Raw genomic sequence first — 10065 nt, forward strand, 5'->3', positions numbered from 1 at the left:
CGCCAGTGCGGGCTCCTCCACGGCCGTTCACGGGATGGCGAGTCCGGCCGCCCGCAGGGATTCCTCGACGCGCAGCCGTTCCAGTTCGCGGTCCACGCCCTCGGGGAGCGAGTCGAGGCGGTGTTCGACCTCCACGGCCCGGCACGCCTGGACCAGCAGCGCGTCGTACGCCTCCCGCGCGCCGCGGCGGCGGGCCACCGGGGTGCCCGCCTCGTACCCCGCGAGGATCCGGTGCACGCGCCGCAGGTCCGCTGACACCTGTTCGATCGACGGCCCGGACGGTGGCGCGGGCGAGCGCCGCCGGAGCCGTCGCACCAGCCTCGGGGCCGCGATGACGGCCCAGCCCAGCACGACCGGTGTGGTCACCACCGCGGCGTACAACACCAGGTTCTCCACCGGAACCTCGGCCACACCCGGGAGTCTACGTCGCCGGGGGCCCCGCTTGGAGGGCCAGGTACAGGTCCACGCGGGTGGCGAAGTGGCCGAGGTCCACGCCGAGCAGGTCCTCCACCCGCCCCATCCGGTACCGCAGGGTGTTCACGTGCACGTGCAGCTTCGCCGCGGCCGTGGTCCACGAGCCCGAGTCGTCGAGGAACACCCGCAGCGTGCCGAGCAGGTCCGTGCCGTGCTCGGCGTCGTAGTCGAGCACGGCGCCCAGCAGCCGCGTGCGCACCGAGGCGCGCAGCTCCTCGGGCACACCGGCCAGGAGCAGCTGGTGCAGCGCGATCTCCTCGCCCGCCACCACGCAGGTGCGGCCGGTCCGCGCCTCGCCGAGGCGTCGGGCGTGCGACGCCTCCTCCAGCGCGCCGCGCAGTCCGGCGACGCCGACCGGTGAGCTGATCCCGACCAGCAGCCGGGTCGAGTCGAGGCCGGGTTCCAGTGCGCGCAACGCCATCCGCGCGACGTCGGCGGGGTGGTCGGCACCGGCGGAGGTCACGGCGTACACCTCCGAGCCGACCACCGCGACCAGTGCGCGCGGGGCGATCTGCGCGACCAGCTCCTCCAGCACGGCCGCGGCGAGGTCGGTGCGGCGGTCGGACGTCGACAGCGCCAGCACCCGCAGCGGCGCGTCCGGGTCGAAGCCCGCCGCCGACACCCGCGACCGCAGTTCACCCGGTCCGGCCGAGCCGTCCAGCACGAGCCGCAGCAGGGGTCCGGCGGCGCGGTTCTCGATCACCCGGCCCTGGGCGATCCGCGAGCGTTCCAGCGCGACGAGGCTGGCCAGTTCGGCGGCGATCTCGTCGTGCGACAGGTCCCCCCGCACGGCGAGGACCCAGTTCGTCAGCCTGCCGCCGCCGCGTTCGGCCACGGGCAGCAGGGTCGTGCCGCGCACGACGCGGGGCAGCCGGTCGGCGCGCAGGAAGTCCCGCACCAGCGCGGCGGGCTGCTCCACCTCGGCTCCCGCGACGAGCCTGCCGGTCGTGGACAGCACCGAGCAGGTCGTGCCCAGCTCCCGCGCGCCCGCCTCGACCAGTGCGGGCAGGCCCTCCGGGACCGCGGTCAGCAGCCGCCGGTGCCGCCCGAGCAGCGTGCCCGCGTCGCCGATCCGCTCGGCGGCCAGTTCGAGCACCACGCGCTCGGTGATGACCGCGAACGACAGGTCGACGGGGACCTCCAGCAGCGGCACGTGGTGCCTCCTGCACGCCTCCAGCAGCGCGCGGGGCAGCTCCCGCGACTCCGCCTCGCTGGCCGCCAGGGCCGCCACGCCCGCGTGGGCGAGAGAGGAGACGAACACTTCACAATCTTCGGGTTCCCGATGCCACAGCAACCCGGAGAGCACCAGCTCACCTCCGGAGAGGTACCTGGCCGGATCGGGTAGTTCAGTGCCGTAAAGCCTGGTCACGGGCCGGTCCAACAGCTCGTCGCCGGACCTCAGGCGCAACCGCAGCTCCGGCATCCCGAGCAGGGCACGCACGTGCACCACGGTCACCTCCGTCGTCCGATCGAGTTTGTAGGAAAGCACAACCGCCCCGTCTGTAGGAGCCTTGGCTTCATGCGCCCTGCCGTAGCCGTTCCGCGGCCCTCCTCTGTGTACTGGCTCACACACCGATTGGAGGGCGAGTGACGATCTCCACCCACGTGCTGGACGCGCAGCGCGGCAGGCCCGCCACCGGGCTGGCCGTGCGGCTCGAACGCGCCGACGGGACGCTCGTGTCGAACGGGGAGACCGGCCCGGACGGTCGGATCACCGGCTGGGACGCGACCGAGGTCGGCGTCTACCGGCTGGTGTTCGACACCGGGGCCGTCGCGCCGTTCTTCCCCGAGGTCGTGCTGACGTTCCACGTGGCCGACCCGGCCGAGCACTACCACGTGCCGCTGCTGTTGTCCCCGTTCGCGTACTCCACCTACAGAGGCAGCTGATGGACTTCCTTCGCCCTGACACCTTCGCCGAGGCGCTGGCCCTCAAGGCCGAGCGGCCCGACGCCGTGCCCATCGCGGGCGGCACGGACGTGATGGTGGAGCTGAACTTCGACCACCGCAGGCCGCCCGCGCTGCTCGACCTGACCCGGATCGCCGAGCTGCGCGGGTGGTCGACCACCGACGACGGGATCCGCCTCGGCTCCGGTGTGCCGTACACGCGGGTCATCGAGCAGCTCGGCGCGCAGTTGCCGGGGCTCGCGATGGCGTCGCGCACGGTCGGGTCGCCGCAGATCCGCAACCGCGGCACGGTCGGCGGCAACCTGGGCGCGGCCTCCCCCGCCGGTGACACGCACCCCGTGCTGCTGGCGGGTGACGCGGTCGTCGAGGTCGCCTCCACGCGCGGCACCAGGATGATCCCGGCCACCGACTTCTACCTCGGGGTGAAGCGCAACGCGCTGGAGCCCGACGAGCTGATCGCCGCCGTGCACCTGAACGCGGCGCCGGGACCGGAGCAGTTCGCGAAGGTCGGCACCCGCAACGCCATGGTGATCGCGGTGTGCTCGTTCGCCATCGCGCTGCACCCCGCCGAGAGGCGCGTCGGCGCGGCGGTCGGCTCGGCCGCTCCGACGCCCCGGCGCGCCACGTCCGCCGAGGAGTTCCTGGCGGGCGAGCTGGACTGGGACGCGCCGAAGCCGCTGCTGGACTCGGTGAAGCGCCGGTTCGGCGAACTGGTGGCGGAGGCCGCGAGCCCGATCGACGACGTGCGCGGCAGCGCCGCGTACCGCAAGCACGCACTGGCCGTGCTCGCCCGCAGGACGCTGGGCTGGGCGTGGCAGGACCACCTGGGCAAGGAGACCCGCGAATGCGCGTGAACGTGACCGTCAACGGCGAGCAGCGGCAGGCCGACGACGTCTGGGAGGGCGAGAGCCTGCTGTTCGTGCTGCGCGAGCGGCTGGGTCTGCCGGGGTCGAAGAACGCCTGCGAGCAGGGCGAGTGCGGGTCGTGCACGGTGTACCTGGACGACGTGCCGGTGTGCGCGTGCCTCGTCGCGGCGGGCCAGGTGCAGGACCGCGAGGTCCGCACGGTCGAGGGCCTGGCCGACGGCGACCGGCTCGACCCCGTCCAGGAGGCCTTCGTGGAGGCGGGCGCGGTGCAGTGCGGGTTCTGCACGCCCGGTCTCGTGGTCGCGGCGCACGACCTGCTCGACCGCGTGCCGCGCCCGACCGACCCGGAGATCCGCGAGGCGCTGGCCGGGAACCTGTGCCGCTGCACGGGGTACGAGAAGATCCTGGACGCCGTGCGGCTCGCGGCGGCCCGCCGATGATCACCGTCGTCGACCGGGTCGCGGTGTCCACCGTGGACGCCGCGGGCACCGAGCACGCGTACGGCCACGTGGTCGTGAACGGCGACACCATCCGGTCCGTCGGCGCGGGCCCCGCGCCCGCCCAGACCGGTCCGCACACCTACGTCGACGGCTCCGGCTGCCTGCTCACGCCCGGCCTGGTCAACACCCACCACCACCTCTACCAGTGGGCCACCAGGGGCTTCGCGCAGGACGCGACCCTGTTCGAGTGGTTGACCGAGCTGTACCCGGTGTGGCGCGGCCTGGACGCGGGCATCACGCACGCCGCCGCGTCCGCCGGTCTGGCCCGGCTCGCGGTGACCGGCTGCACGACCGCCGCGGACCACCACTACGTGTTCCCGAGCGAGGGCGGCGACCAGTTCGACGCGCTCGTCGGCGCGGGCGGGCGGATCGGCATCCGGCTGCACGCCGTCCGCGGCTCGATGGACCGCGGGCAGTCGCACGGCGGGCTCCCGCCTGACAACCTGGTCGAGGACACCGAGGCCGCGCTGGTCGCCACCGAGAAGGCGATCGAGGACCACCACGACCCGGCGCGGTCGTCGCTCATCCGGGTGGCCGTCGGCCCGTGCTCGCCGTTCTCCGTCAGCCCCGAGCTGATGACCGGCGCCGCGGAGCTGGCCCGCCGCAAGGGGGTTCGGCTGCACACCCACCTCGCCGAGACGGTCGACGAGGAGGAGCAGTGCCAGGCCGAGAACGGCTGCACGCCCACCGAGTACGCCGAACGCCTCGGCTGGCTCGGCGACGACGTGTGGCTCGCGCACACCGTGCACCTGTCCGGCGACGCCGTGAAGCGGCTGGGTGCGACGGGCACCGGGTCGGCGCACTGCCCGACGTCCAACGGGCGCCTGGGCACCGGCACCGCCCCGGTCCGCGACCTGTTGGACGCGGGCGCGCCGGTCGGCCTCGGGGTCGACGGGGCCGCGTCCAACGAGGACGGTGGCCTGGTCGCGGAGCTGCGCCAGTCGGTCGTGCAGGCCCGCCAGCGCGGCGGCCCGAAGGCCATGACGTTCCGCCAAGCCCTGTGGATGGCCACCATGGGTGGCGCCCGCTGCCTCGGCCGCGAGGACGAGATCGGCTCGATCGAACCGGGCAAGCTCGCCGACCTGGCGCTGTGGCGGCTCGACGGCGTCGACCACGCGGGCATCACCGATCCGGTGGCGGCGCTGGTGTTCGGCCCGCAGCCGCCGTTGAGGCTGCTGCTGGTCGGCGGCAGGACGGTGGTCGCCGACGGCGAACTCCGCACCGCACCGGCCGACGACCTCGCCCGTGAACTCACAGCCGCCAGCGCGAAGTTGATCGAGGTGTCGAAATGAGCCTGACCCCCGCGGAACTCACCTCCAGCGTCACCGGTGGCATCGGCGCCAGCCCCCAGCGCCCGGACGGCAACCTCAAGGTGCGCGGGGAGTTCGCCTACGCCTCCGACCTGTGGCACCAGGACATGGTGTGGGGTTCGACGCTGCGCAGCCCCCACCCGTACGCGCGGATCGTGTCGATCGACGTCACCGAGGCGCTGAAGGTGCCCGGCGTGCACGCCGTGCTGACCCACGAGGACGTGCCGGGCACGAACCTGTACGGCCTGGAGCACAAGGACCAGCCCGTGCTGGCGATCGACGTCGTGCGCTACCAGGGAGAGGCGGTCGCGCTCGTCGGTGCCGACCACCCGGAGACCGCGACCCGCGCGATGAAGCGGATCAGGGTCGAGTACGAGGTCCTGGAACCCGTGGTGGACATGGAGACCGCGGCCGACGAGACCCCGCTGCACCCCGGCGGCAACCTCGTGCGGCACGTGCCGATCCGCCGCGGCGACCAATCCCCGACCGCCGACGTCGTGGTGACCGGCCGGTACGAGGTCGGCATGCAGGACCAGGCCTTCCTCGGGCCGGAGTCCGGTCTCGCGGTGCCCGCCGAGGACGGCGGCGTCGACCTGTACATCGCCACGCAGTGGCTGCACGTCGACCAGGGCCAGATCGCGTCGGCGCTGGGGATGCCGCTGGACAGGGTGCGGCTCACGCTGTCCGGTGTCGGCGGCGCGTTCGGCGGTCGCGAGGACCTGTCGATGCAGGTGCACGCCTGCATGCTGGCGCTGCACACCCGCAAGCCGGTGAAGATGGTCTACAACCGCGAGGAGTCGTTCTACGGCCACGTGCACCGCCACCCCGCGGTGCTGCACTACGAGCACGGCGCCACCCGTGACGGGAAGCTGGTGTACGTCAAGGCGAGGATCTTCCTCGACGGCGGCGCGTACGCGTCCAGCACCGGCGCGGTCGTCGCGAACGCGGCCACGCTCGGCGTCGGCCCGTACGAGGTCGACAACGTGACGATCGACTGCTACGGCCTGTACACCAACAACCCGCCGTGCGGCGCGATGCGCGGATTCGGGGCCGTGCAAGCGGGTTTCGCCTACGAGTCCCAAATGGACAAGCTGGCGGCGGAGCTGGGCATGGACCCGGTCGACGTGCGGATCGCGAACGCGATGACCGAGGGCTCGGTGATGCCGACCGGTCAGGTCGTCGACTCCGCGGCCCCGGTGGCGCAGCTGCTGAAGCTGGTCAAGGACAAGCCGCTGCCGCCCGTGTCCGCGACGCTCGACCTGCGCTCGATGCCCGGTGGTGTCTCGAACACCACGCACGGCGAAGGTGTCGTGCGCGGGGTCGGCTACGCCGTCGGCATCAAGAACGTCTGCTTCTCCGAGGGCTACGACGACTACTCGACGGCCCGCGTGCGCGTCCAGGTCATCGGCGGTGAACTCGTCGCGCTCGCCCACACGGCGGCGTGCGAGGTCGGCCAGGGCCTGGTGACGATCATGCAGCAGATCGTGCGCACCGAACTCGGCGTGCAGCGCGTGACGATCCTGCCGATGGACACCAGCATCGGCAACGGCGGCTCCACGTCCGCGTCCCGCCAGACCTACGTCACCGGTGGCGCGGTCAGGGCGGCCTGCGTGGCCGTGCGGGACAAGCTGACCAAGCTCGCCGGCGGTCGTGACCTGTCCGAGGTGGACCTGGCCGAACTGGTCGGCGACGACGTGGTCGACGAGACGGTCGAGTGGCGGCACCGCGCGACCGAGCCGCTGGACCCGGAGACGGGTCAGGGCAACGCCCACGTGCAGTACGGCTTCGCGGCGCACCGCGCGGTCGTCGACGTGGACGTGGAGCTGGGCCTGGTGAAGGTGGTCGAGCTGGACTGCGCGCAGGACGTCGGCAACGCGCTGAACCCGCAGGCCGTGCTGGGCCAGATCCAGGGCGGTTCCGCGCAGGGCCTGGGGTTGGCCGTCATGGAGGAGATCCAGACCGCGGGCGGCGAGGTGCGCAACCCGTCGTTCACCGACTACCTGATCCCGACCGTGCTCGACATGCCGCCGATGAGCATCGACGTCCTGGAACTGGCCGACCCCAACGCGCCCTACGGCGTCCGCGGCGTCGGCGAACCGCCCACCATCTCGTCCACCCCGGCCATCGTGGCCGCCATCAGGGCCGCGACCGGGCTGGCGCTCACCCGCGTGCCGGTCCGGCCCGAGCACATCACCGGAACCTAGTCCCCGCCCTCCGTCCACGTCGCTGCCCACCGGTGGCGGCGTGGACGAGCACGCCCAAGGAGCACCGACATGACCACCCCGACATCCACCGACCAGGCCTGGCTGCGCGACGCCATCGAACTGGCGACGAAGAACGTCGCCGACGGTGGCGGCCCGTTCGGCGCGGTGATCGTCCGCGCGGGCGAGGTCATCGCCACCGGCACCAACCAGGTCACCCCGCTGCTCGACCCCACCGCGCACGCCGAGGTGGTCGCGATCCGCGCCGCCTGCCAGACGATCGGCGACTTCAAGCTCACCGGCTGCGTGCTCGTGTCGTCGTGCGAACCGTGCCCGCTGTGCCTCTCGGCGGCCCTGTGGGCGCGGGTGGAGCGGGTGGTGTTCGCCGCGGACCGCGACGACGCGGCGGCGGCCGGGTTCGACGACCGCGAGTTCTACGAGCTGTTCGGCAAGCCGAGGGAGGAGTGGAGCCTGCCCGTCGACCGCGTCAGCACGGACGTGGACAACGCGCCGTTCGAGGCGTGGCTGTCCCGCCCCGACCGCGTCGACTACTAGAGGGCCGCTGCTGACCGGAGCAGCAACGACGAAACGCGTCCGACGGGGCCGAGGCCGGCAAGCACGGGCCCCGCCGGACGCGCCCACCGGCATGGGAAGGACGTCATGACCCAGCTGAGGAATGACATCCCCGCACGAACACCCCTCGACCGGTTCTTCCGCGTTGGTGAACGCGGGAGCACCCTCGGCCGCGAAGTACGCGGTGGGATCACCACCTTCGTGGCGATGTCGTACATCGTATTGCTCAACCCGCTGATCCTCGGGGCGTCCGCCGACATCACCGGCGCCCGCCTGTCGATCGAGCAGGTGACGACCGCGACCGCGCTGGCCGCGGGCGTGATGACCGTCCTGATGGGTCTCGTCGGCAACGCCCCGCTGGCCCTCGCGGCGGGTTTGGGCGTCAACGGCGTGGTCGCGTTCCAGATGGCCCCGACGATGACGTGGGCCCAGGCGTTCGGCCTGGTGGTGCTGGAAGGGCTCTGCATCGTCGCCATGGCCGTCTCCGGTGTGCGGGAACGGATCATCAACGCCGTCCCCGCCCCGCTCAAGATCGCCATCACCGTCGGCATCGGCCTGTACATCGCCTTCGTCGGCCTGGTCAGCGCGGGGTTCGTCACCCGAACCCCCGACGCGGCCCACTCGACGGTGCCCGTTCGGATGGGCGTGGACGGGCACCTGGTCGGTTGGCCGATCGTCGTGTTCGCCGTGGGTCTGCTGCTGATGATCGTCCTGATGAGCCGCGGCGTCCCCGGTGCCGTGCTGATCAGCATCGGCACGGCGACCCTGATGGCCGTCGCGGTGAACGCCGCCTTCCCCGTGGAGGGCTGGGGCCTGGTCGAGCCGACCGTGCCCGACAGCGTCGTCGCCGCACCCGACTTCAGCCTGTTCGGGCAGGTCGACCTGTTCGGCGGCTTCGCCTCGGCGGGTGCGATCAGCGCGACGGTGTTCCTGTTCACGCTGGTGCTGTCGGGGTTCTTCGACGCGATGGGCACCATCACCAGCGTCTCCGACGAGGCGGGCCTCACCAAGGACGGCAAGGTCGAGGGGATGGGGCGCATCCTGCTGGTCGACGGCGCGGGAGCCATCGCGGGCGGCGTCACGGGCTCCTCGCCGAACACCGTCTTCCTGGAGTCCGCGGCGGGCGTCGGCGAGGGCGCCAGGACCGGTCTGGCCAGCGTCGTCACCGGTGTGATGCTCACCGCGACCCTGCTGTTCACGCCACTCGCGGCGGTGGTGCCCGCCCAGGCGGCGGCACCGGCGCTGGTCGTCATCGGCGGGCTGATGATGGCGCAGGTCCGCCGCATCCCGTGGCACGAGCCGGACTACACCATCCCGGTGTTCCTCACGGCCGCGCTCATCCCGTTCACCTACTCGATCACGAACGGCATCGGCGCGGGCCTCATCTCCTACGTGCTCATCAAGGTCTGCAAGGGCCAGTGGCGCGAGATCGGCTGGATCATGACCAGCATCGCCGGACTGTTCGTCCTCTACTTCGGCGTAGAGGCCATCACCGCTCTGCTCCGCTGACCCAGGAGGCACCGTGGCACTGATCTTCCTCAACGGCGGCGGGATGCGCGGCGGCCCGCTCCACCCGCAACTCCAGGGCACCCCGATGCTGTGCGTCGCGCGCAGCGCACCCAGGTACCGCTACTTCTCCGTCGGCGACCGCTTCCCGGCCATGCACCGGTCAGGCACGGGCAGCGTCGTGGGCGAGGTCTACGACCTCCCCCTCACCGTCCTGCGCGACCACCTGCTCCCCGCCGAGCCGCCGGAGCTGGAGATCGGCGTCATCGAACTGGAGGACGGCGCCGCCTGCCTGGCCACCGTCCTGCGCGACGCCTACCTGGGCGGTCGAGAACTGCTGGACATCACCCACATAGGTGATTGGCACGCCTACCTGGGTGGGAAGAACCGACCCTGAACGTATCCCGCGTGCTCCCCACCGCTCTAGACCTGGTGAGAGCCTCGCCGCTGGGGGTGGAGAGGACCGCGGACGTGAGGTGGTCGGCAGGATGAGGGGCCGGCCGACCACCCACCTCCGTGCGGCACACGCCCCAAAACTGTCGGACCTCTCCGCTAACTTGTGAATCGGGGGGTCCTCACCACCAGGCGACCCCCGCCCCGCCGAACGCACAAAGCCCTCAGGGGGAGTCCCATAAAGGAACTCCCCCTGAGGGAAAAATTGTCCCGCAGCGACCTACTCTCCCACACCGTCACCAGTGCAGTACCATCGGCGCAGGAGGGCTTAACTACC

At 72.1% G+C, this 10065-nt stretch carries 10 protein-coding genes and 1 rRNA gene; 8 read left to right on the top strand and 3 right to left on the bottom strand.

The features are described from left to right. Positions 1-27: 27 nt before the first annotated feature. Complete coding sequence (locus tag AC156L_RS24435) at positions 28-411, bottom strand: hypothetical protein (RefSeq protein ID WP_330877825.1); 384 nt, start codon at positions 409-411, stop codon at positions 28-30. Between the two features lie 10 nt (positions 412-421). Next, a complete protein-coding gene (locus AC156L_RS24440) occupies positions 422-1921 on the bottom strand; it encodes a PucR family transcriptional regulator (RefSeq protein WP_330877824.1) in 1500 nt (499 codons plus the stop codon). Positions 1922-2061: 140 nt separating this feature from the next. On the opposite strand from AC156L_RS24440, the gene uraH reads away from it, so the two are divergent. The 8 genes from uraH (at position 2062) to AC156L_RS24480 (ending at position 9732) form a co-directional block, all read left to right on the top strand. Next, positions 2062-2361 (top strand): hydroxyisourate hydrolase, encoded by a 300-nt coding sequence (gene uraH / locus AC156L_RS24445; RefSeq protein WP_330877823.1) that lies wholly within the window; start codon positions 2062-2064, stop codon positions 2359-2361. Beyond that, positions 2361-3233 carry an FAD binding domain-containing protein gene (locus tag AC156L_RS24450; protein WP_330877822.1) on the top strand — a complete coding sequence of 291 codons (873 nt, stop codon included), beginning with the start codon at positions 2361-2363 and terminating at the stop codon, positions 3231-3233. Before uraH ends, AC156L_RS24450 begins: the two co-directional genes overlap by 1 nt. Continuing rightward, complete coding sequence (locus tag AC156L_RS24455) at positions 3224-3685, top strand: (2Fe-2S)-binding protein (RefSeq protein ID WP_330877821.1); 462 nt, start codon at positions 3224-3226, stop codon at positions 3683-3685. The genes AC156L_RS24450 and AC156L_RS24455 overlap by 10 nt, the downstream gene beginning before the upstream one ends. Next, positions 3682-5037, top strand: a complete 1356-nt coding sequence (locus tag AC156L_RS24460) for an 8-oxoguanine deaminase (protein ID WP_330877820.1) — start codon at positions 3682-3684, stop codon at positions 5035-5037. Before AC156L_RS24455 ends, AC156L_RS24460 begins: the two co-directional genes overlap by 4 nt. Next, the gene (locus tag AC156L_RS24465; protein ID WP_330877819.1) at positions 5034-7259 is read left to right on the top strand and encodes a xanthine dehydrogenase family protein molybdopterin-binding subunit; all 2226 of its coding nucleotides are present in this window, start codon (positions 5034-5036) and stop codon (positions 7257-7259) included. Before AC156L_RS24460 ends, AC156L_RS24465 begins: the two co-directional genes overlap by 4 nt. A 69-nt stretch (positions 7260-7328) precedes the next feature. Further along, positions 7329-7811 carry a nucleoside deaminase gene (locus AC156L_RS24470; protein ID WP_330877818.1) on the top strand — a complete coding sequence of 161 codons (483 nt, stop codon included), beginning with the start codon at positions 7329-7331 and terminating at the stop codon, positions 7809-7811. 105 nt (positions 7812-7916) lie between these two features. After that, on the top strand, positions 7917-9338 hold the full coding sequence (locus AC156L_RS24475; protein WP_330877817.1) for an NCS2 family permease: 1422 nt from the start codon (positions 7917-7919) through the stop codon (positions 9336-9338). 13 nt (positions 9339-9351) lie between these two features. Further along, a complete protein-coding gene (locus tag AC156L_RS24480; protein ID WP_330877816.1) occupies positions 9352-9732 on the top strand; it encodes an allophanate hydrolase-related protein in 381 nt (126 codons plus the stop codon). A gap of 263 nt (positions 9733-9995) precedes the next feature. Here AC156L_RS24480 and rrf read toward each other — a convergent pair. Continuing rightward, positions 9996-10065: ribosomal RNA gene (rrf, locus tag AC156L_RS24485) — 5S ribosomal RNA — on the bottom strand; the annotation flags it as partial.

Source organism: Umezawaea sp. (genome assembly GCF_057122925.1).

Excerpts from the sequence above, each read along its gene's own strand:
- AC156L_RS24450 (WP_330877822.1), top strand. The coding sequence starts at position 2,361 with ATGGACTTCCTTCGCCCTGACACCTTCGCCGAGGCGCTGGCCCTCAAG.
- AC156L_RS24455 (WP_330877821.1), top strand. The coding sequence starts at position 3,224 with ATGCGCGTGAACGTGACCGTCAACGGCGAGCAGCGGCAGGCCGACGAC.
- AC156L_RS24460 (WP_330877820.1), top strand. The coding sequence starts at position 3,682 with ATGATCACCGTCGTCGACCGGGTCGCGGTGTCCACCGTGGACGCCGCG.
- AC156L_RS24465 (WP_330877819.1), top strand. The coding sequence starts at position 5,034 with ATGAGCCTGACCCCCGCGGAACTCACCTCCAGCGTCACCGGTGGCATC.
- AC156L_RS24470 (WP_330877818.1), top strand. The coding sequence starts at position 7,329 with ATGACCACCCCGACATCCACCGACCAGGCCTGGCTGCGCGACGCCATC.
- AC156L_RS24475 (WP_330877817.1), top strand. The coding sequence starts at position 7,917 with ATGACCCAGCTGAGGAATGACATCCCCGCACGAACACCCCTCGACCGG.